21 protein-coding genes are annotated in these 21,388 nt (G+C 43.1%); all 21 read left to right on the top strand.

Annotated elements, in window-relative coordinates:
* Positions 1-7 precede the first annotated feature (7 nt).
* The 21 genes from HUU49_02290 to HUU49_02190 all read left to right on the top strand — a co-directional run bounded on the left by HUU49_02290 (position 8) and on the right by HUU49_02190 (position 21,388).
* On the top strand, positions 8-460 hold the full coding sequence (locus HUU49_02290) for a protease inhibitor I42 family protein (protein ID NUM25435.1): 453 nt from the start codon (positions 8-10) through the stop codon (positions 458-460).
* An 11-nt stretch (positions 461-471) separates the two neighbouring features.
* Positions 472-1,323, top strand: a complete 852-nt coding sequence (locus tag HUU49_02285) for a GerMN domain-containing protein (GenBank protein NUM25434.1) — start codon at positions 472-474, stop codon at positions 1,321-1,323.
* An 81-nt stretch (positions 1,324-1,404) separates the two neighbouring features.
* Entirely contained in the window at positions 1,405-2,427 is a 1,023-nt protein-coding gene (gene gap, locus HUU49_02280) for a type I glyceraldehyde-3-phosphate dehydrogenase (protein NUM25433.1), read from the top strand.
* 275 nt (positions 2,428-2,702) lie between these two features.
* Positions 2,703-2,996 carry a helix-turn-helix domain-containing protein gene (locus HUU49_02275; GenBank protein ID NUM25432.1) on the top strand — a complete coding sequence of 98 codons (294 nt, stop codon included), beginning with the start codon at positions 2,703-2,705 and terminating at the stop codon, positions 2,994-2,996.
* A gap of 169 nt (positions 2,997-3,165) precedes the next feature.
* Positions 3,166-3,564, top strand: coding sequence for a phosphoribosyl-AMP cyclohydrolase (locus HUU49_02270; GenBank protein NUM25431.1), 399 nt, complete (start codon positions 3,166-3,168; stop codon positions 3,562-3,564).
* Positions 3,548-4,462 carry an ATP phosphoribosyltransferase gene (gene hisG / locus HUU49_02265; protein NUM25430.1) on the top strand — a complete coding sequence of 305 codons (915 nt, stop codon included), beginning with the start codon at positions 3,548-3,550 and terminating at the stop codon, positions 4,460-4,462. Before HUU49_02270 ends, hisG begins: the two co-directional genes overlap by 17 nt.
* A gap of 146 nt (positions 4,463-4,608) precedes the next feature.
* A complete protein-coding gene (gene thrC / locus HUU49_02260; GenBank protein ID NUM25429.1) occupies positions 4,609-5,919 on the top strand; it encodes a threonine synthase in 1,311 nt (436 codons plus the stop codon).
* A gap of 73 nt (positions 5,920-5,992) precedes the next feature.
* Positions 5,993-6,385, top strand: coding sequence for a hypothetical protein (locus HUU49_02255; GenBank protein NUM25428.1), 393 nt, complete (start codon positions 5,993-5,995; stop codon positions 6,383-6,385).
* A gap of 91 nt (positions 6,386-6,476) precedes the next feature.
* Positions 6,477-7,709, top strand: a complete 1,233-nt coding sequence (locus tag HUU49_02250) for a phosphoglycerate kinase (GenBank protein ID NUM25427.1) — start codon at positions 6,477-6,479, stop codon at positions 7,707-7,709.
* Between the two features lie 18 nt (positions 7,710-7,727).
* Positions 7,728-8,519: an SIMPL domain-containing protein gene (locus HUU49_02245; GenBank protein ID NUM25426.1), complete on the top strand. Its 792-nt coding sequence runs from the start codon at positions 7,728-7,730 to the stop codon at positions 8,517-8,519.
* 4 nt (positions 8,520-8,523) lie between these two features.
* Positions 8,524-9,789 carry a phosphopyruvate hydratase gene (gene eno / locus HUU49_02240; GenBank protein NUM25425.1) on the top strand — a complete coding sequence of 422 codons (1,266 nt, stop codon included), beginning with the start codon at positions 8,524-8,526 and terminating at the stop codon, positions 9,787-9,789.
* A 2-nt stretch (positions 9,790-9,791) separates the two neighbouring features.
* The gene (locus tag HUU49_02235; protein NUM25424.1) at positions 9,792-11,372 is read left to right on the top strand and encodes a 2,3-bisphosphoglycerate-independent phosphoglycerate mutase; all 1,581 of its coding nucleotides are present in this window, start codon (positions 9,792-9,794) and stop codon (positions 11,370-11,372) included.
* 1 nt (position 11,373) lies between these two features.
* Positions 11,374-12,960, top strand: a complete 1,587-nt coding sequence (locus HUU49_02230; protein NUM25423.1) for a 2,3-bisphosphoglycerate-independent phosphoglycerate mutase — start codon at positions 11,374-11,376, stop codon at positions 12,958-12,960.
* Between the two features lie 70 nt (positions 12,961-13,030).
* Entirely contained in the window at positions 13,031-14,524 is a 1,494-nt protein-coding gene (locus HUU49_02225; protein ID NUM25422.1) for a glycosyltransferase family 2 protein, read from the top strand.
* Between the two features lie 3 nt (positions 14,525-14,527).
* A complete protein-coding gene (locus HUU49_02220; protein ID NUM25421.1) occupies positions 14,528-15,556 on the top strand; it encodes a glycosyltransferase family 2 protein in 1,029 nt (342 codons plus the stop codon).
* A 4-nt stretch (positions 15,557-15,560) separates the two neighbouring features.
* Positions 15,561-16,427 (top strand): glycosyltransferase family 2 protein, encoded by an 867-nt coding sequence (locus HUU49_02215; protein NUM25420.1) that lies wholly within the window; start codon positions 15,561-15,563, stop codon positions 16,425-16,427.
* A 61-nt stretch (positions 16,428-16,488) separates the two neighbouring features.
* Positions 16,489-17,496 (top strand): rod shape-determining protein, encoded by a 1,008-nt coding sequence (locus tag HUU49_02210; protein NUM25419.1) that lies wholly within the window; start codon positions 16,489-16,491, stop codon positions 17,494-17,496.
* A gap of 31 nt (positions 17,497-17,527) precedes the next feature.
* Positions 17,528-17,743 (top strand): hypothetical protein, encoded by a 216-nt coding sequence (locus HUU49_02205; protein ID NUM25418.1) that lies wholly within the window; start codon positions 17,528-17,530, stop codon positions 17,741-17,743.
* 442 nt (positions 17,744-18,185) lie between these two features.
* Entirely contained in the window at positions 18,186-19,199 is a 1,014-nt protein-coding gene (locus tag HUU49_02200; protein ID NUM25417.1) for a hypothetical protein, read from the top strand.
* A 102-nt stretch (positions 19,200-19,301) separates the two neighbouring features.
* Entirely contained in the window at positions 19,302-20,327 is a 1,026-nt protein-coding gene (gene holB / locus HUU49_02195; protein NUM25416.1) for a DNA polymerase III subunit delta', read from the top strand.
* An 11-nt stretch (positions 20,328-20,338) separates the two neighbouring features.
* The gene (locus HUU49_02190) at positions 20,339-21,388 is read left to right on the top strand and encodes a hypothetical protein (protein ID NUM25415.1); all 1,050 of its coding nucleotides are present in this window, start codon (positions 20,339-20,341) and stop codon (positions 21,386-21,388) included.

Here is a 21,388-nt window from a genome sequence, read left to right as displayed (position 1 = left end):
TAAAAACATGCTAATGTCTCAACAAAGCAAACTAAAAATTACTGTTTTGCTGTTGCTTATTTTGACTATGGCTTCAACGGGCTGTTGGTTTAAGAAACCAAGTGAATCCAAAGTCGGTCAGGAGGAGTTTGAAACCGGAACAGTGATTGATGTTAGTGACAAATCCGGTCAAGAAGTTACCGTTAAGATTGGTGACGTGATTTACCTTAAACTTGAAGGTGAATCAAAAAGCGGTTTTCAGTGGCAGGTTATCAGCCCAACCTCTGAGAGCAGCCTGATTCTAAAAGACCACAAAGTTGTTGGTATTGACGACCCGAATGTTTTGGGCGGAAAGTTCACTGATGAGTGGTGGCTTAAGGTTCAAGAGGCAGGAGAAACTCAACTGCAATTCAGCTATGTTATGCCAACTAAGCCACTTGAAGCAAAAAAGAGTTTTGAACTCAAAGTCATTAGTCAATAATTTATTGATATATGCTTCATCATAAAAGGATTTTTTTCTTAGGCCTGATTTTGTTTAGTTCGTTTTTTGTTTCCGGTTGTTTTCGCCAATCGAAAACAGACATAAATCAAAATAATGCAGCGGTCACCAATTCAAGCGTGCAGCCGGGTGAAGTTGCGGTTTTAGACAGTAATATTATAGTTAACAAGCCGTTAAGCTTTGATCAGGTTACTAGCCCGTTGATGATTCAAGGCCGGGCAGTAGCCAGTCTGGGGGAGATTCAAGTAAGGCTATTAAATGCGCTTAATAATCCAATGGCCACCACCACTATTACGGTTAATAACAGTGAGGTGTCGTTTGGTTCTTTCTCCGCTGAATTGGCATTTGGCACCCCGACATCTCCTCGGGGTTGGCTGGAAGTTTTTAGTGTTAATAAGGATGACGGATCGGTACAAAATGTGATTAAGCTGCCGATTGTATTTGCCGATTATAAAAATCCGACAGTGAAAGTTTTTTTTACTAATATTAAAGAGGACCCGGAAGTAAAAGATTGTTCAAAGGTATATCCGACTGTTCGGGAAATTCAATTTGACGTTAATCCGATTGCCGGAGCCCTTGACCAGCTTTTAGCCGGTACAACCGAAGAAGAAATGAAAAATGGATTTGTAGACAGCCTGCCCGAAGACGTTAAAGTCCAAAAGATTGAACTAAAAGACGGCGTCCTGAATGTTGATTTTGATCAGGCATTGCAGGCAGGTGTCGGCGGATCGTGCCGGGTGACGGCGATTAGATCGCAGATTACTGAGACTCTAAAGCAGTTTGATACGGTTAAACAGGTGGTGATATCTATTGATGGTGAAACAGAAACGATTTTGCAACCCTAAGCGAATTTAAAAGGCCGCCCGCCTTGGGCGGTTTTTTTGTTTGTGATATACTGTAACTAATTACTACTAATTTTTTTCCATATGCCAACACGAATAGCTATTAATGGTTTTGGCCGAATTGGCCGGGCTGCATTTAAAATCGCATTGACGCGAAAGGACATTGAGGTTGTCGCCATCAATGATCTAATGGACAATAAGACTTTAGCTCATTTATTGAAATATGATACTGTCTACGGCGAGCAGCCGGGAGTAATTCAGGGCACTAAAGAAGGTATTAAGGTTGATGGTAGATTGTACCCGGTGTTTAATCAGAAAGACCCTTCACAGTTACCATGGGCAGCCCATCGGGTTGATGTCGTTTTAGAGTGTACCGGTATATTTAAAACCACTGAAGCTGCATCGGCTCATTTGCGTGCCGGAGCCAAGCGAGTGGTAATTTCTGCGCCAGCTAAAGATGAAACCCAAACAATGGTTTTGGGAACCAAAGATTCAAATGAGCGGGTTAAAACCGGCAAGCACGAAAAAATTGTTTCCATGGCATCTTGCACTACCAACTGTATTTCGCCAGTGATGCAGGTTTTAGAATCAAAGTTTGGTATTGAAAAGGCCATGATGACTACTGTGCATGCATATACTTCAACCCAGAATTTAGTTGATGGCCCCAGTAAAGATTTGCGTCGAGCGCGCGCAGCGGCACAAAACATTATCCCTACTTCAACCGGCGCGGCGATTGCGACCACGAAGGTAGTCAAGAGCTTAAATAATTTGTTTGACGGTATTGCGTTGCGGGTGCCGGTGATTACCGGATCAGTGTCTGATATTACGGCAGTATTAAAGAAAAAGACAGTTACTGTTGAGGAAATTAATGACGAGTTTAAACAAGCTGTCAAAAATCCGGCCTTCAAAAATGTTTTGGCGGTTTCCGACAAACCTTTAGTTTCTTCAGACTTTGTAAAAAGTCCGTATTCTTCAATTGTGGACTTGGAATTTACGAGGGTGGTTGGCGGTAATATGGTAAAAATTTTAGCGTGGTATGATAATGAATGGGGATATAGCACCAGACTTATTGACATCGCCGGACAAATTGGTAAACTAATAAAATAATTAAATAAAAAATAAAAAAGTAAAGTATGGAGTGTCAACATTGCGGTGAGGAAATCACCAATGATATCCGTTGCAGCTGTCAGAGCGACGTTTGCAAAAATTGCTGTGATCACGAACCGGGCTGTACTTGCGACTGTAATTAAAAAATATCATAAAACCCGAAACATGTTTCGGGTTTTATGATTATTAAATAAGGCGCCCGCTTGACAGTTTTTTTGTCTTATGCTACTGTATTAATATATTAATACAGTAATACAGAACTAATCACCACTAATATGAAAGGAACTCACCAGGGGCACCATAGTCAGATTGACGCGCTATATCGTGCTATTTTAAGTCTGAAAACCACTCAAGATTGCCGACGGTTTTTTCGCGATTTATTGACGATTGAAGAAATCACTGAATTTTCAAAACGGTGGCAGGCAGTACGGTTACTTAATCAAAACAAGTCATACCGCGAAGTAGCGCGACAAACCGGTTTAAGCACTACGACAGTAGCGCGCGTGGCCCATTGGCTGTACCGCGGCGAGGGAGGCTATAATCTTGCCCTAAAAAGGATTGATAAATAAATGGTTGCAGTAATAAATCAAAAATTTAATCATCATCAAATAAACTCGCCGGAGTCGAGGTAATTTGATATTTTTTGATAATGTCAGCTTACCCCGCCTTCGGCGGGGCTTTTCTTATGGGTAAGAAAAGTTTTTTTGATCTTTTAACACAAGAAGCGAGGGAACGAACATGGAAAAAGAAGAGCTTGCTCCTGATTTTTCAGCACGACTGGATTTGTCGCTGAATCAGCGCGGCGGTTTGGTACTGGCGATTGTCCAGGACTACCGGACAAAGGAGGTACTGATGCACGGCTTTATTGATCAGGAAGCCTGGTCAAACACTAAAGCGACTGGCGAGGTTTGGCTGTGGTCAACTTCGCGCCATTTGCTTTGGTATAAGGGTGGTGAATCCGGTAACACAATGAAAATCCGGGACGCTTATCTTGACTGCGACAAAGACTGTGTGCTACTTTTGGTTGAAGTGTCAGGCGACGGGTATGCCTGCCATTTTGGTAAACCAAGCTGTTTTTTCACTAAGCTTGATGGTGTAGTGCAGGAAGGAGGATACGTATTTGAACGAGGGTCGTGAGGGATGTCGCTTGGTAGTTCCGGACGGATCACTAAAGGAAGTGATTCACCGGTTACTTGCCGATGCCCATTGTGCGGTTAGTTATCCGGGGGGTGATCGATCGTATCGTGGTATTATCGCCAACAAGCGTTTGTTTGCGCCACCGTTTGATGTTGTTCGCCGAATGCGGCCGTGGGATTCGCCTAAAGTAGTGGCCCGCGGTTTGGCGGAACTGGCGTTTACCGCTCAGGATTTGATTGCGGAGGCCGGCGTTGAAGACCAGGTAGTGGTCTTAGACAGGTATCCGTTGTCGCGTGGCGGGTACGGGTCAACTAAGTTGGTGTTGGCGGTGCCGGAAAATTCGCCGATCCAGTCGGTGACTGATTTGATGCCAGAGCATGAGGTGGCGACCGAATATCCATCATTTGCCAGGCGCTGGCTTGATGGCAAGAGAGTCAGTCCCGATATCATTCATGTTCATGGTTCGCTTGAGGCGTTTCATGGCTTGGCCGACGCGATTTTTGAGAACACCGAAACGGGGCTTTCGCTGAAAGTCGGCGGCTGGCGCATTGTTGAACAGGCGCTGGAATCGCAGACGTGTCTGATTACTTATCCGGCGGCGCTGGAAAATAAGGTTCAGGCAAACATCATCGCCGAATTTCGGCTGCTGTTAAATGCCGTGATTGCTGCGCGAACCAAAGTCCTTGTCAAGTGCAATGTGGCGGCTAGAAACTGCAGTGATGTCTGCCGAATTCTGCCGTCGGCGGACGAGCCGACGAGGTCGGATCTTTCGAAGTCGGGAGGCTTTGCCTTGGAGGCGGTTGTTGAGGAGTCGGCAGTAGAGCGCCTGATCCCCGAATTGAAGGCGGCTGGCGCAACCGCTATCGTGGTTGTGCCAATCAGTCTGTTTGTTCGTTAAGGGTTTTTGACGAGTCTTGTGGTTGCAAGGCTCGTTTTTTCTTGACGCAACGGCATTTTTTGTCTAAGGTGTTTTGAGGCTTGAATAATGTCTCAAACCTTATTTTTGTCCCTTTCACAACCAACCTAACCGGACCGGGAGGACATATGAACGAATTAGAAACGTCTTTTCTGTCATGTATCGGCTGCGGCCGAAAAGCCGACGTGCTCACTGAACGGGCCTTTTCATGCCCGGATTGTGGCAATCTGTACGATATGATCGTGCCGGTACCACTACATCACCGCCCGGCCGATTGGAAGGCGTTATTCGCCAGGAAGTCAGACTTTAACTCCGGGGTGTGGGATTTCAAACCCTGGGTAGCGCCTGATTTATCGGCGGACAACATCGTTTCGATTGGTGAAGGCTTGGTGCCGCTGGTTGAGGCCGGACGGCATCTTAAGGAATATATCGGCATGCCGTTGAAGCTGTGGCTTTCGCTTCGCGGTAAAAATCCGACCGGCAGTTTCAAGGACGATGGCATGACCGTCTTGGTTTCCATCGCCAAAGCCGGCGGTGTCGAATTTATTGCCTGTGTTTCAACGGGTGACACCTCAGCTTCGCTGGCGGCATTTTGCGCCCACGCCGGAATTAAGTGCACAGTCATCTTGCCGGCTGGCAAGATTACGCCCGAGCAACTGATGCAAGTCAGGCTGTTTGGCGCGCAAGTGATCCTGCTGCCCGGAACGTTTGATGATTGTATGCGAGTATTTCGTGAGTTAGTCAAGCGCGGGGTTTACCCTGGCAACAGTCTGAATCCGGCGCGGATTCAAGGACATCAGACAACGGTCTTTCAAGCGATTCGCCAGTTCGGCTGGAAATCTCTTGATGTCGTTTTCGTGCCGATTGGTAATGGCAGTAATGCCAGTTCGGTGGGTAAGGCCTTACGGTTGCTGACCAGCCTTGGGTTTGAACATCAGACCCGGATTATTGGCTGCCAGTCAAATGCTGCAAACCCTCTGGCAATATCATGGCCGAACATTGCCATCAGGCCGGATTTATCGGCCGATGAACAGGCGGCACTGGTCCGGCAGTGGCTTGAAATTTACCAACCGGTTAAGGTTGGCGAAACAATGGCAACGGCGATGAGAATCGGCGACCCGGTGTCTAAGCGCAAGGTGATGCGGGAAATCATCGCCTCTAACGGCGCGATTCTGGACGCTTCTGACCAGGAAGCTTACCCGGCAGTGCTGGCCTGCGCTAAAGACGGCCATTTCGTTTGTCCGCAAAGCGGCGTCGCGTTGGCCGGTCTGAAAAAAGCGGTCAGTCGAGGGTTGGTGCATGAAGGCGAAACCGTTGTGGTCATTTGCACTGCCGACGGACTCAAATTCAGTCAGCCCTTCCTGGAACCAAAGGGTACTCAGCCGGTTTTGGCCGACGATTGCCAGCCGGACACAGTGGCCCGGCTGATGAAGCTTTAGTTCATTAAGGGTTAGATGCGGGAAAATCCGTCAGGTTTTTCCCGCTTTTTATTTTTATGCTATACTTTTATATATGAAACCAAGAATTTACTTTTTTATTACCCTGCTATTTGGAACACTGTTTTTCAGCGCTTGCCATCTGAAAGAAGAATACGCTGTTCAGTACAGTTTTATTAATGAGCTTTCAACGGTAACTAAAGTTGAGCCGACTGGTACTGGACTTAAATTGGAAATTCCATTTGCTGACTTTAGCTGTGACGTGGCAAACGTAAAGGGGGTACTAAAGCGGGAGATGAATACCTTTATCCTGACTTTGCAGGGCAATGAAACCGACCAGCGCTGCAGCCAAAAATTTGCCGCTGAAATTACCGGTATTAAACCCGGTGATTATGAAATTAAGGTGGTTTATTTAAAGGGTGATCAGGAACAGCAGGTAATGTACGAGAAGTTTACCGTCAGTAAGTAAGTCGGGCAGGTTGCGCCCTAGTTAAAAATTGATTACTGTGGTATAATTTTAGATGAAGAGCTAGTTATCTTTATCTAAAATTTTTTAATTAATGAAGCTAAAATCAATTACCAGCGTCAAAGACCTTAGCGGAAAAAAGGTTTTACTGCGAGTGGCCTATGATTTGCCGCTGACAAAAAAAGGTGCGAATTATGTTGTAGCCGATGACCGACGGATCACCGAAACTTTACCAACGATAAAATATTTACTGAAGAACAATTGCAAAATTGTTCTTTTATCTTGGCTTAAAAGACCAGAAGGCAAAGTGGTTGATAAGTATAAAATGGATCCGGTGGCAAAACGTTTGGCAACATTGATAAAGAAACCGGTTAAAAAACTTGATGACTGCGTCGGACCAAAAGTATATGAGGCCGTAAGCCGGATGAAAAATGGCGAACTTATTATGCTGGAAAATGTCCGGTTTTATGCGGAAGAAGAAAAAAATAATAAATTATTTTCCGCACTTTTGGCTCACGGCTTTGATTTAGTTGTATTTGACGCCTTTGCACAGTCGCACCGAGTCCACTCTTCAACGGTAGGGATCACGAAACTATTACCCACCTATGCTGGGCTGTTATTGGAAAAAGAAATTACGCAACTAAGTAAAATTAATAAAAAACCTAAAAAGCCGTTGGTAATTGTTTTGGGTGGCGCCAAAATTTCTGATAAGGTAGACGTTTTGCAGGAGTTAGTAAAAATCGCCGACAAAATTTTAATCGGCGGCGGTTTGGCTAATATTTTTTTGAAAGCTGATGGTACGCCAATCGGAGATTCTTTTGTGGAAGATGTGTTTGTCGACAAAGCCAAACGAAAAAAAGTTAATTTTGTATCTTTGGCCCGGACGATTTACCGTAAGAACAAAGATAAAATTATTTTACCGACAGATTTAATCGCCGGAAATAAAATGGATCAGCAGGCGTTGATTGAGATTGTTGACGTATCACAAAAACAAACTATCAATAAGCGTTGGAAATTTTTGGATATTGGTCCGGCCACTATTGCCCGATATCTAGCAGAAATTAAAAAAGCTAAAACTATTTTTTTCAATGGTCCGATGGGTGTCTTTGAAATTGACAAATTTGCGTTTGGCACTAAGAAAATTGCCGAAGCAATCAGTCGTAATCGTCAGGCGATTACAGTGGTTGGCGGCGGCGATACTGAAATGGTTTTGCAGAAGTATCATCTGGAAGGAAAATTTACCCATGTCTCAACCGGCGGCGGCGCCAGTTTAGTCTTTTTATCCGGCAAGGAGTTGCCAGCATTAAAATCAATTATTAAAAAATAATAATTAAATAAAAAACGTATGGATACAAATATCGAAAAAAAGGTTTTAAAAATCAAACCGCCGGTTTGGGGCTTGGTACTAGCCACAATTATCGTGGTACTGTTGGTAATTTTCCTAGGGGCTTTAACCAGGAATGAATTAAAGAAATATGATTACATCGGCCGCAGTGATGAAAAGACTTATACAATTACTATTGACGGTGAAGGAAAAGTAACAGCGATTCCTGATATTGCTCAAGTGTCTTTAGGAATTCAGACTGACAATGCTAAGGTTGAAATCGCTCAAAAAGAGAATTCTGAAAAAATGAATAACTTGATCAAAGAGGTAAAGGCATTGGGAGTTGAGGATAAAGACATTAAAACGGTTGGTTACAATATTTATCCGCGATATGACTATACTGACGGCCGCAGCATTTTGCGTGGGTATCAGGTGAGCCAGTCGGTAGTAGTAAAAATCAGAGATTTGGAAAAAATTGGTGATATGTTGGATATGGCCGGCCGCGTTGGCGCCAACCAGGTCAGCGGCGTTAATTTTGATATTGATGAACCGGAAGTTCTAAGACAGGAAGCTCGGGAGAAAGCCTTGGCCAATGCTAAAGAAAAGGCTGAGAGTTTGGCTAAAGTTGCGGGGGTTAAACTTGGTAAGCTGGTTTCTTTTAATGAGTCGGCTAATGGGTACCCGGTTTACGCCAGGAGTTATGCGATGCTTGATGAGGCGGCCGGATTGGCCAAAGAAGCGGCGGCTCCAGCGATTGAAGCTGGTAGCCAGGAAATTATTGTTAACGTGACAGTAACATACGAAGTCTTGTAACACTATGAGTAAGCTGATAATTAAATCTGTTCAGGCGCTAGAGATTCTCGATTCACGCGGTAACCCAACGGTGCAGGTCACGGTGCGTTTGAGTGACGGCAGTGTTGGTACAGCATCAGTTCCTTCAGGAGCATCAACCGGCGTTCATGAAGCCTTAGAGTTACGCGACGGTGATATGAGGCGATATGGTGGTAAGGGTGTTATGAAGGCGGTGAATAATGTAAATAAAAAAATTGCCCCAAAATTAATCGGTAAAGATCCGACAACGCAGCGCGAACTTGATCAATTAATGATTAAGCTTGACGGAACGGCGAACAAATCAAACCTTGGCGCTAATGCTATTTTGGGTGTTTCGCTGGCAGTGGCCCGGGCCGCGGCGCTCTCGCAGCGGTTGCCGCTATATCGGTACATCCGAAAAGCTTTTCGGTTACCCTATAAAACCTGGCAGCTACCAATACCGACCATGAATATCCTTAACGGTGGCGCGCACGCTGACTGGGCGCTTGATATTCAGGAATTTATGATCGTACCTTTGCAAAAGACGATGAGCGAACGCTTGCGGTGCGGTGCGGAAGTTTTTCACGCCTTGGGTAAGATTATCAAAGCTCAAGGGTTTGATACTTTGAAGGGGGACGAAGGCGGCTATGCGCCGCGCCTGAAAGGCAATGAAGAAGCGTTTGGTGTTATTATGAAGGCTATTACTCAGGCGGGGTATGTGCCTGGTAAAAATGTTAAGCTGGCGATTGATGCTGCCGCTTCAGAGTTTTTTGATAACCAAACCGGCAATTATAATTTACGAGCTGATAAAAAAATCTTAAGTGCAGCCAAATTAATTGAACTGGAGCAGTCATGGGTAAATAAATATCCAATTATGTCAATTGAAGACGGGCTTAGTGAAGACGATTGGGATAACTGGATTACGCTCACTAACGTTTTGGGTAAAAAGATTAGTTTGGTGGGAGACGATTTGTTTGTGACTAATGTCGACCGACTTAAGAGGGGAATTCAGCTTGGGGTTGGTAATGCAATTTTGGTTAAATTAAATCAAATTGGCAGCTTGTCCGAAACGGTTGATGCGATTGAGTTAGCGCATAAGCATAAATACCAAACTTCAATTTCACACCGATCGGGCGAAACTTCTGACACCACGATTGCTGACTTGGCGGTGGCGGTTAGTTCAGAATTTATTAAGACAGGCTCGCTGTCACGAAGTGAACGGGTAGCAAAGTATAACCGACTCTTGGAAATTGAACAGGAAATCAAAAGCTAGCAATGAATAAGAATCTTTCCAAAACAAAAAAACCGTTAGTGCTGTTGGTTTTAGACGGCTTTGGTATCGCGCCCAAGTCGGACGCAAACGCGATTGAATTAGCAAAGAAACCAAATTATGACGCGTTGCTGAAAAAATATTCTCATACCGAGTTGGTTGCTCACGGCAGGGAGGTCGGTTTACCGGCCGACCAACCTGGAAATTCAGAAGCTGGACACATGAATATCGGCGCTGGCCGGGTTGTTGATCAGGATTCGGTTTATATTTCTAAGGCAATTAGTACTGGTAAATTCTTTAAGAATCCAGCCTTTGAGGCGGCGTATGTTCATACGCAAAAAAATAATTCTGACCTGCATTTGATGGGAATGTTGTCTGACGGCGGCAGCGCTCATAGCGACCCGGATCATTTGTTGGCGCTGTTAAGTTGGACCAGGAAAAAAAAGATTAAAAATGTATATTTGCATATCTTTACCGATGGTCGAGATTCGGTGCCGCACGGTGCGTTAAAAATGGTTGAGGCACTGATGCGGTCACTAAAGAATAAAGAAACTAAAAATGGTGTCAGGACGGGTGAGTGGATTGCAACGATTATGGGGCGATTTTATGCTATGGATCGAAAGAAAGAATGGTCAAGAACTGAAGCCGCGTATGACGCGATGGTGATGGCGAAAGGAATAAAAATAAAAAGTCCGCAGGCGGCAATAACTCAGTCGTATAACCGCGGTGAAACAGATGAATTTATTAGGCCCTATGTGATTTGTCGCCAGGATAAACCAATTGCTAAAATCAAAGATAAGGATGCAATAATCTTTTTTAATTTACGGTCTGATCGGGCAAGGCAACTGGCAAAATCGTTTGTTCAAGACGGGTTTAATGAATTAAATCCTGGTTCGTTCAAAAGAAAAAAAGTTTTGAAAGATATTTTGTTTACCGCTATGACTGATTTTGGTCCTGACCTGGGAGCCATTTTAACTGCTTTTCCTTCTGAAGATATTACTGGAACGTTACCGATGGTATTAAAAGACAGGAAGCAGCTTTATATTGCCGAGAAGGAAAAGTATGCTCACGTAACATACTTCTTTAATGGCGGTTATGCCGACCCGGTTAATGGGGAAGATCGAGTAGTGCTTGACTCGCCGCCGGTTGATTCTTATGATCAGGTTCCGGAAATGTCAACTCGTAAAATCACCAGCAGGGTTTTAAAATCGCTTGATAGTTATGATTTTATTGTCATTAATTTTGCCGCCGCCGATATGATTGCTCATACCGGAAACATTCAGGCTTGCATTAAGGCAGTTGAGGCAATTGATGAATCAATCGGTAAAATCGCTGCGGCAGTGCTTAAACGAAACGGGATATTTATTATTACGGCGGACCACGGTAATGCTGAGAAAATGCTGGACTTAGAGACGCGAGAGATGTATACTGAGCACACGACCAATCCGGTTCCCTTTATATTAATTGAGAAGTCTGACAAGAAAAGAAAATTGAAAAAAGGAAAGTTGGGAGACATCGCCCCAACTATTTTAAAGTTATTGAATGCTAAAAAACCGAAAGAAATGACGGGTAAAAGTTTAATTTAATATGGCCCAAACCAGACCAAAACCAGTAATGCTTTTAATTTTAGACGGTTTTGGCATTGCCGCTCCCGGTAATGGCAATGCTGTAGCTTTAGCAAAAAAACCGGTATTAAACAGTTTTATTAGTGACTATCCAACTTTGACTCTGCAGGCATCGGGCGAAGCCGTTGGTTTGTCGTGGGGTGAAATGGGAAATTCTGAAGTCTGTCACCTTAACTTGGGCTCTGGTCAAATTATCTATCAGACGTTGCCGAAAATTAACAAATCAATTGAAGACGGCACTTTTTTGACTAATGAAAAACTGGTGGCTTCGGTTAAATATGCAAAGAAGAATAAAACTAAGCTACATCTAATGGGGCTAGTCTCCAATGGCGGAGTGCATTCCCACCAAGATCATTTGTATGCTTTGCTTGATTTGTGCAAGAAGCATGATTTTAAAGATGTATATATTCATGCTTTTTTGGACGGCCGGGATACAGCAAAAGACGGGGCGATTGGTTTTATTAAACTACTGCAGAATAAAATTAAAGAAGTGGGCATTGGTAAAATTGCCAGTTTGAGCGGACGATTTTACGCCATGGATCGAGACAACCATTGGGATCGCGAGGAGCGGGCATATCGTGCTATTGCGGAAGGTGCCGCTGAAGTCGCTTTCGATGATCCAATTAAAGCTATTGAGGCGTCATACGCCAAGAATGTTTTTGATGAAGAATTTGTCCCGACGGCAATTATATCCAGCGGTAAACCAGTAGCACCGGTTGATGATAAAGATGCAATGATATTTTTTAATTTTCGAGCGGACCGTGCCCGACAAATGACAGCAATTTTTTCATTGCCGGGTTTTGATAAATTTAAACGCAAGCCAGTTAAAGATTTGCAGTTCACGGCTTTTACGGAATATGAAAAAGATTTACCGGTTGATATTGCATTCCCGGACGAGAACATCCAAACGCCGATTGCTAAAATTATTTCCGACAAGAATTTAAAGCAGATGCATGCGGCTGAAACTGAGAAGTATGCACATGTCACCTTCTTTTTTAACGGCCGGCGCGAAGATCCTTTTCCAGGAGAAAGCCGAATTTTAGTGCCATCACCAGCTGTTCCAAGCTATGACCAAAAGCCGGAAATGAGTGTGGTTGAGCTGACTGAAAAGCTAGTTAAAAGTATTAAGGAAGGTCAGAATGATTTTTATGTCGTTAATTTTGCCAACCCCGACATGGTGGGGCATACTGGTGTAATTCCGGCGGCAGTAAAAGCGGTTGAAACCTGTGACCGTTGCTTAGGGCAGATTGCGGATGCCGTGATGGCCAGCGGAGGTTCAATTATTATTACAGCGGATCATGGTAATTGCGACGAAATGATTAACTTGCAAACGGGCGAGGTCTCTAAAGAACATAGTACTAATCCCGTGCCGTTTATTGTTGTTGGCGACCGCTGGAAGGGAAAAACGTTAGTATCCGGACTAGACAGTGCTAACGGCGATTTAAGTGTGTTGACGCCTGCCGGCATCCTGGCCGATATCTCACCGACCCTGCTTAAGCTGCTGGAAATTGATCAGCCGGAAGATATGACAGGCAGTCCATTGATATAGCCATTAAACCGGTTAAGTGTTGCCGGTTTTTTAATTTGCCAAATCAAGTCTTTTTTGGTTAAATTAGAGTATGACAGATAAAGCTAAATACAGAATTCTGGAGATTATTCCAGGTTTTTTAGTCTGGCTGACTTTCATTTTTACAATCAGCCTTTCTTTATTTAAGCCACTTTGGGCGATTTATTTCATTATCGCTTTTGACGTCTATTGGCTGCTGCGGATTTCGTATATGTTAATTCATTTACTGGCTTCCTGGAAAAGATTTAGACATGACAGCAAGGTTGATTGGTTTGATAAAGTAAAACAACTAGACAAAAATTACTTGGATTATTACCATCTAATTTTTTTACCAACCTATAAAGAACCATATCAGATTGTTGAAAAGCCTTTTAAGGCCTTGATTCAATCTAACTATGATTTAAAAAAGTTTATTGTGGTGTTAGCTGGTGAAGAGCGCGATCAGGAAAATTTTTTATTGATTGCTGAGGAAATCAAAAAACAGTATGCTGATAAATTTTTTAATCTCTTAATAACTGTTCATCCAAAAAATCTCCCTGATGAATTGCCGGGCAAAGGATCAAATACCCATTATGCCGGTCGGCAAGCCCAACAGTATATTGATCAATTGGGAGTTGACTATGACAAAGTCATCGTTTCAAATTTTGACATTGATACCTGTGTTCATACGCAGTATTTTGCTTGCCTGACATACAAATATTTAACTCATCCGAAACCGACTCGGGCAAGCTATCAGCCAGTGGCAATCTACAATAATAATATTTGGGAATCAAACCCGGTGGTGCGAGTGGTTGCTTCTTCAACAACGTTTTGGCTATTCACTGATTTGTCACGATCAGAACGGTTGTTTACTTTCTCTTCCCATTCAATGAGTTTTCGAGCGTTGGTCGATGTTGGTTTTTGGGATAAGACAATTGTGACTGAAGATTCTCGGATTTTTCTTCAGGGGTTAGTTCGGTATAATGGTGATTATGAAACAGTCCCGATGTATATTCCAGTCTATATGAACACGGTTGATATCGGTCAGTTTTGGCGTAGCTTGAAAAATCAGTATAAACAAATGAGGCGCTGGGCTTGGGGAGTGGAGCATTTTCCCTGGATGGTAAAACAGTTTTGGTTTAAGTCTGGCGAAGGCAGAAGCGTGCCGTTTTTAAAAAAGATATATTATTTATGGAACCAGACCGAGGGTGTGTATTCCTGGGCAACAGCGCCAATTATTATTTTGATTGCCGGACATCTTCCGCTGTGGTTGGCCGGAACACAGGATCGAACCACGGCGTTATTTCAGAATGCACCTCATATTCTATCTCTTTTAATGAGAGCGTCGATGGTTGGTTTGATTATCATTGCGGTACTGTATACAATTATGTTGCCCCGCCGGCCGCAGACCCATAGCCGGTATCATCAATTAGTTATGTTATTACAGTGGATTATGGTTCCGGTTACTCTAATTCTTTTTGGTTCGTTGCCTGCTACTGACGCTCAAACCAGACTGATGCTTGGTGGAAAGTTTCGGCTCGGTTTTTGGGTAACAGAAAAAAAATAATCTATGAATAAAATTTCCATTCAAATTGTCACCTGGAATTCAATGAGGTATATCTTTGATTGCCTTGAATCATTGATGCGCCAGAATTTTCGGGATTTTTCAGTAATGGTAATTGATAACGGCTCTGACGACGGCACGGTTGAGTTTGTTCGCTCTAATTATCCGACGGTTTCTATTTTACAAAACTTTAAAAATTTTGGTTTTTCTAAGGCCAATAACCAGGGAATCCAGCTGTCTAAGTCGGAGTATGTGTTAGTGATGAATCCGGATGTGGTTTTAGCCGACAATTTTTTGCAAACAATAATCAACTTCGCCGAGGCGCATCCGGAGGCGGGCAGCTTTGGCGGTAAGATTTTAAAAATGAGCACGGAAGCGTATGACGAAAATGATCAGGAAGGCTTACGGGAAACGGTTAAATCAAACGTTATTGATTCAACCGGACTGCTGGTGTTTAAAAGCCGTAAAGTAATTAATCGCGGCGAAGGCCAGAAAGATCAGGGGCAATTTGACCGGACAGAGGAAGTGTTTGGCTTGACCGGTGCTTGCGTGTTATATCGTCGGACGGCATTAGATGAGGTGATGGTAAAAAATGAATATTTTGATAATGATTTTTTCGCCTATAAAGAAGATATTGATTTAGCCTGGAGGCTTCGACTATATGGTTTTAGTTCTTGGTATGTTCCAAGTGCGATTTGTTATCATCATCGTCGGCTGTCAGTTACGACTGAACATGCAATCAAGAAAGTGATGCAGTCACGTAAGGCGGTTTCAAAAATGTTACGCCAATATTCTTTTAGAAATCATCATTTGATGATCCTAAAAAATGACCAGTGGTTGAATATATTTTTGGCATTGCCGTGGTTTGTCGGACGGGAAATGCGAATTGTTTTTTATGCGCTATTTTTTGAACATTTTCAGTTGAAAAGTTTTGTTGAATTTTTCCGGTTGGCACCAAAAATGTTTCTAAAGCGCCGGATTACAATGTCACACAAGAAAGTTCAACCGCGAGAAATTAGAAGATGGTTCATCTAAACGTATGGATTTATCAATTGTCATTTTAAATTACAAACAAAAGGGGCTGGTTAAACAATGTGTTAAAGGTATTGTGACAGCGCAGCCCCAGTTGTCATATGAAATTATCGTGGTAGATAATAATTCCGGCGACGGTGTTTTAGAGATGGTCCAAAATATGTTTCTAGCGCAAAGTTCTGCCCGAAATCAGCAGCAAACGCTACCGTTGGGAAATAATTTAGTTATTCCGCCAATTAAAACTATTGCCGCTAAGACCAATGGGGGCTTTGCGGTTGGCAATAATTTGGGCATTAAAGCGGCTGCGGGGGAGTATATCATGGTCCTTAATCCCGATATCGCCGTAGTCCCTGGTGCTTTGGAAAAAATGGTTGATTATATGAGGTCACACCCGGCTACCGGTATTATCGGGCCGAAATTGATTAATCCTGATGGTTCAGTCCAATATTCCGCCAGGCGGTTTCCTAATTTTTTGACGCCATTGTATCGCCGGACATTAGTGGGTCGGTTACCGTGGGCCAGACGATCGGTTGACAGCTATTTGATGAAAGACCTGACACACCAGTTAAACCAAGAAGTTGATTGGCTGTTTGGTGCTTGTCTGCTGATTAGCCGGCCAGTACTTGATAAGATTGGTCTGCTTGATGAAAGATTTTTTATGTATTTTGAAGATTTGGATTTGTGCCGGCGATGTTGGACAGCGGGCTATCAAGTCATTTATTTTACTGAAGTGGAAATGGTACATTACCACCAGCGCCTTTCCGCCGAGCGCAGTGGGGTGTTGGGTGTATTCAGCAGAGGGGGGCGGATTCACATTATTTCAGGTATTAAATATTTTGTTAAATATTTGGGAGCCAGGTTGCCGAATCGTTAACTGGCTGGACAAAAAAAGGCTTTTCTACTACTATTAAGGAACAAAATTAACTATTTTTTCAATGTTGATAAAGAAGATCGGAATTGATCTGGGAACTACGAATTCGCTAGTATATGTACCAAAGCGAGGAATCGTTATTAATGAACCGTCCGTGGTGGCAGTTTCTGTTGTTGATAAGAAAATTTTGGCCGTTGGAGCAGAGGCAAAAGAAATGTTGGGACGCACTCCTGACACGATCATTGCCGTGCGGCCGATGAAAGATGGTGTAATTGCTGATTATAAAACAACCGCTGCGATGTTGAGATATTTCGTCAATAAGGCATTGGGTGGTGTACGATTATTTCGTCCTGAAGTGATGGTTGCCGTACCGGCTGGTATCACTTCAACTGAGCGTCGTGCGGTGATTGACGCAACTATTGCTGCTGGTGCGAAGGCGGCGTATATCATTAAGGAGCCGATTGTAGCGGCAATTGGCGCTGATATTCCGATTGGTTCGCCGTCTGGCCATATGATTATTGATATTGGTGGCGGCACTTCAGAAATGGCAGTTATTTCTTTGGGCGGTATCGTGGCCTCAACATCGGTACGAATTGGTGGTAACCGTTTTGACAGTGCAATTGCTGAACATATTCGTCGTCGCTACAATTTGGCGATTGGTGAGCGCAGCGCTGAACGAATCAAAATTGATATCGGTTCAGCGATGTATTTAGAAGAACGTTTGACTGAAGAAGTTCGCGGTCGTGATGTGGTAAGTGGTTTGCCGCGAACGATTACAGTAACTTCCGATGACATTACCGATGCTATTCAGGCTGAGCTTGAAGGCATTATTCAGGCAGTAAAAGATGTATTGCATAAAACCCCGCCAGAGCTTTCGGCAGACGTGATCGATAAGGGAATTATTATGTCTGGTGGTTCAAGTTTGCTTCGTAATATCGACCAACTGATTACCCAAGTAACAGGCGTTCCGGCTTATGTTGCCGATGAAGCTTTGTTTTGTGTGGCAAAAGGTACCGGCATCGCGCTGGAAAATCTTGAGTCGTACAAACGAAGCATCTTGGCAATTAAGTAGTTCCTTTCACCACCCGACAGGAGGTTGGGGTATGTCTGATAATGGCAAGCCGTCATCGGACGGCTATCTTCGTCCAGAGTTGGCGCATGCGTGCCGAAAAGACTTTTTGTATTCTTGGGCGCTTCTGCAGAAAGTGCCATTTCGGATTTTGATGAAGTTGTGGAATGCTTCATCACGAGCTGAGGAGGATTCAATTGTTGCCGAAATTAAAGCCGGCAAGCATACGTGGGATAGCGATATCCTTTGACTGTCGTTTTTTAACGAGAGTCTTTTTATTTAAAAAAAGAGACGAGGAGCAAAACAACCTTGTAGGGTTGAGTTGCGCCTCGTCGGGGACGGATTAAGCAGGATTAACGGGCAAATGCCAGGTGCTGGGCAACAGCGCGGTATGCTTCACTCAGGGTCATACCCTGTTGTGAGGTCATTTCGCGTTGATCGCCAGAAGCATCGTCGGGGACGATGAGGTGACGTTGTACGCCCACACCGGCATGAAAACCGCCATCATTCTGCTTGTCGGAACACTGCTTCAATGTCCTGCCTCCACTTCCTCTTCTTTTAGAGGGTTATGAGACCTGATGGTCTCGCCGAATGAACAATAAAATCCCCCGGAAAAAGGAGAAATTATGTATAACACTATAAATGATTTTAGTTTCTTTGTCAAGGCTGTTTTAAATTGTTATAATTAAAATATGTATAAATCTTATAAAATCGTTAAAAGATTGGTTATTTTTTTGACAGTTGCGGCAATTTTGGCCATTGGCTGGCTTTTTTTATTTAGTCTTGATTTTGGACAGCAGGAAGTGAATTTTGGGGTTACATTCAGCGATAAATATGCTAGTGATTTAGAATTAAACTGGCAAGAAAGCTATTTGGCAATCTTAGACGATTTAGGGGTCGATAAAATTCGATTAATTGCCTATTGGGACGACATTGAGGCAATTCAGGATCAATTTGATTTTTCGAAGCTTGATTGGCAATTAGCCGAGGCCGAGCGGCGCGATGTTGAGGTTATACTGACAGTTGGCCGTCGCGCACCGCGCTGGCCGGAGTGTCATGATCCGGCCTGGATCAATGATTTAGCGAAGCTGGCAGTCCAGCAGCATCAATTGGAATTTGTTAAGGAGACAATTAATCGGTATCGTGATCGTCAGGTAGTTAAAAGCTGGCAGATAGAAAACGAACCTTTATTCTCCTGGTTTGGGAAGTGTCCGAAACCGGATAAGCAGTTTTTGCGGCAGGAAGTTGATGCTGTTCGGGCGCTTGATAGCCGCGACATTATTATTACTGATAGTGGTGAGCTCAACCACTGGCAAACAGCGGCTGGTCTGGCGGACAAACTTGGTATTACGTTGTATCGCATCGTTTGGAATAAATATTTGGGTTTTTGGGATTATTTTTTCGTGCCGCCGGCAGCATATCGCTTTAAGGCAGACATCACCGGATTTTTGAACGGCAATTTAAAAGGAGTTTTGGTCACAGAATTACAAATGGAGCCGTGGACGCTTGACAAAAGGATGATTGAGTTGACTGAGGCACAGCAGGCTCGGTCGTTTGATTTGAATCGTTTTAAAAACAATATTTCATATGTCCGGCAGGCAGGGTTTAATGAAGTGTATCTTTGGGGTGTTGAATACTGGTACTGGGCAAAACAGCAGGGTCGGCCGGAGATTTGGAATGAGGCAAAAAAGCTTTGGCAGGACTAAATATAGGATTAAAAATTTAGGCAAATTTAATCCTTTTTATTTTTGCTATTTTGTGGTCTAATTAATACTTGCCAAAAGCTAATTTTGTGTTAAAATGTAACCATGTCAAAAGAGGCAAGTAATCATCTAAGGTGGCCTATAATCGGCCACTCTAATATTGTTACTTATCTACAAAATAGTTTAGCCAATAAGAATTTAGCCCACGCGTATTTATTTGTGGGACCGGATCATCTTGGTAAGGCAACAGTTGCAAAATTGTTTACTCACGCCTTGGTCTGCCATAATTTTGATCAGCATAAAGGCAGTTTGCCGTGCGGCGAGTGTCCGGGGTGCCGGCAGGCGATTCAGGAAATTCATCCCGACATTTATTGGCTTAAACGAGAAATAAACGAAAAAACCGGCAAGTTAAAAAAGAATATCAGTATTGAACAGATCAGGGAACTACAGTCAAAATTGAATTTGCGATCCTTTTTAAACTCTTATAAAGTTGCCGTTATCAGTGATGCTCAGACATTAAGCCTCGAAGCGGCAAATGCTTTATTGAAAGGCTTGGAAGAGCCTTCGGCAAAAACAGTTTTGATTCTTTTGAGTAATACGTCAAGCCGATTGCCAAAAACGATTGTTTCCCGCTGTCAGGTCATTAAATTTCGTCCAGTTTCCGACAAAGAAATTATTGATTATCTGACTTCTATAAAAGTTGAACGCAAGAAAGCTAAAACATTAACAGCAGTATCTTTTGGTCTGCCGGGCCTTGCTTTGCGGTATTATGAAGACCATGATGGCTACCTTGATTTTCAGGAAACGGTTCGGATGTTTCTCGCCCTTATAAATCAAGACATTTCAAGTCGGTTTAAGTTTATTAGTGAACTGGTCAGCAATGACGTTGATGAAACAAAAGAAGTGTTATTAACCTGGCGCAAAATTTTGCGTGATGTGCTGTTAATAAAAAATAGTGTGCCTAATTTGATCAGTAATGGTTTGGTAGCAAATGATCTGGAGCGTCTAGCCGCTCGCTTTGAAGCCGGTGATATTACTGCAATGATTAATGAAATTGATTTAGCAAAAAGATATTTGGACAGCAATGTTGGCCCCAAATTAACTTTAGAAAATCTAGTTTTAAAATTTTAATTTAAAACTTTATGAAAAAAATTTTATGTTCTCTGTTATTAGTGTCAGTTTTTGTCAGTGGTTGTGTTATTAAATTTGGTAATACGGCACCGCAAGGCGTGGCCGGCGTTTTTAAATCTTTTAACAAGGGTGACGACTGGACAGAGAAAAATTTGTTTCTATATTCCGGGGGTGTCGGTAACATTGCGGGAGTTAATGTCATTGATTTGACATTTGATCCTCAGGACCGAGGCGCAATTTATATGACCACTGAAGCCGACGGTTTGTTTTATACATATGACGGCGGTGAAAGCTGGATGAAAGTTAATCAGATCGGGAATGGCAAAATTGAGTCGGTGGCAATTGATCCTAAAAATAAGTGCGTTATTTACGCTACATATGCCAATACGCTTTTAAAGACCACTGATTGCAGTCGTACTTGGTCAGAAGTTTATATTGATACCAGAACTGATAAGTCGTTGACGGCGTTGGCGGTAGATTGGTTTGATAACTTAGTAGTTTATGCTGGTAATTCGGCAGGTGATATTTTAAAGAGTGTTGATGGTGGTGGTAACTGGCGGGTGATTGGACGATTAAACAGCCCGATTCGTAAAATTCTGATAGATCCTAACGATTCACGGGTTGCATATGCGGCAACTCAGGGTAAGGGAATTTTTAAGACAATTAGTAGTGGTTCTGATTGGTTGGAGATAAACGAAGGGCTAAAACAGTATTCCGGATCATTTGAATACCGAGATTTAATTTTTGATCCGACCAAGGCTAATTCGTTACTATTGGTTGCTAAATATGGTTTGTTAAAGACTGAGGACGGCGGTGGATCCTGGCAGCCTATCACATTAATTACTCCGCCGGCGACAACTGATATTTTTGCTGTCGCCATTGGATCGCAAAATAACCAGGAAATCTATTATGCAACCGCTTCTACATTTTATAAAACTACCGATGGCGGACAGAACTGGATTACGCGGCGCCTACCTTCATCGGCAGTGGCAAGTGAATTAAAAATTGATCCGGTTGATCCAAATGTTATTTATTTAAGTTTTGCTAATCCCAAAAGATAA

This window comes from Candidatus Buchananbacteria bacterium (assembly GCA_013359225.1).
Lineage (GTDB): Bacteria > Patescibacteriota > Patescibacteriia > Buchananbacterales > UBA6539 > JABWCG01.
The sequence above is the reverse complement of the archived record's forward strand: the minus strand, read 5'-3'. Positions and strand labels throughout refer to the sequence as shown.

Coding starts and splice junctions, on each gene's coding strand:
- HUU49_02290 (NUM25435.1), top strand. CDS start 8: ATGCTAATGTCTCAACAAAGCAAACTAAAAATTACTGTTTTGCTGTTG.
- HUU49_02285 (NUM25434.1), top strand. CDS start 472: ATGCTTCATCATAAAAGGATTTTTTTCTTAGGCCTGATTTTGTTTAGT.
- gap (NUM25433.1), top strand. CDS start 1,405: ATGCCAACACGAATAGCTATTAATGGTTTTGGCCGAATTGGCCGGGCT.
- HUU49_02275 (NUM25432.1), top strand. CDS start 2,703: ATGAAAGGAACTCACCAGGGGCACCATAGTCAGATTGACGCGCTATAT.
- HUU49_02270 (NUM25431.1), top strand. CDS start 3,166: ATGGAAAAAGAAGAGCTTGCTCCTGATTTTTCAGCACGACTGGATTTG.
- thrC (NUM25429.1), top strand. CDS start 4,609: ATGAACGAATTAGAAACGTCTTTTCTGTCATGTATCGGCTGCGGCCGA.
- HUU49_02255 (NUM25428.1), top strand. CDS start 5,993: ATGAAACCAAGAATTTACTTTTTTATTACCCTGCTATTTGGAACACTG.
- HUU49_02250 (NUM25427.1), top strand. CDS start 6,477: ATGAAGCTAAAATCAATTACCAGCGTCAAAGACCTTAGCGGAAAAAAG.
- HUU49_02245 (NUM25426.1), top strand. CDS start 7,728: ATGGATACAAATATCGAAAAAAAGGTTTTAAAAATCAAACCGCCGGTT.
- eno (NUM25425.1), top strand. CDS start 8,524: ATGAGTAAGCTGATAATTAAATCTGTTCAGGCGCTAGAGATTCTCGAT.
- HUU49_02235 (NUM25424.1), top strand. CDS start 9,792: ATGAATAAGAATCTTTCCAAAACAAAAAAACCGTTAGTGCTGTTGGTT.
- HUU49_02230 (NUM25423.1), top strand. CDS start 11,374: ATGGCCCAAACCAGACCAAAACCAGTAATGCTTTTAATTTTAGACGGT.
- HUU49_02225 (NUM25422.1), top strand. CDS start 13,031: ATGACAGATAAAGCTAAATACAGAATTCTGGAGATTATTCCAGGTTTT.
- HUU49_02220 (NUM25421.1), top strand. CDS start 14,528: ATGAATAAAATTTCCATTCAAATTGTCACCTGGAATTCAATGAGGTAT.
- HUU49_02215 (NUM25420.1), top strand. CDS start 15,561: ATGGATTTATCAATTGTCATTTTAAATTACAAACAAAAGGGGCTGGTT.
- HUU49_02210 (NUM25419.1), top strand. CDS start 16,489: ATGTTGATAAAGAAGATCGGAATTGATCTGGGAACTACGAATTCGCTA.
- HUU49_02205 (NUM25418.1), top strand. CDS start 17,528: ATGTCTGATAATGGCAAGCCGTCATCGGACGGCTATCTTCGTCCAGAG.
- HUU49_02200 (NUM25417.1), top strand. CDS start 18,186: ATGTATAAATCTTATAAAATCGTTAAAAGATTGGTTATTTTTTTGACA.
- holB (NUM25416.1), top strand. CDS start 19,302: ATGTCAAAAGAGGCAAGTAATCATCTAAGGTGGCCTATAATCGGCCAC.
- HUU49_02190 (NUM25415.1), top strand. CDS start 20,339: ATGAAAAAAATTTTATGTTCTCTGTTATTAGTGTCAGTTTTTGTCAGT.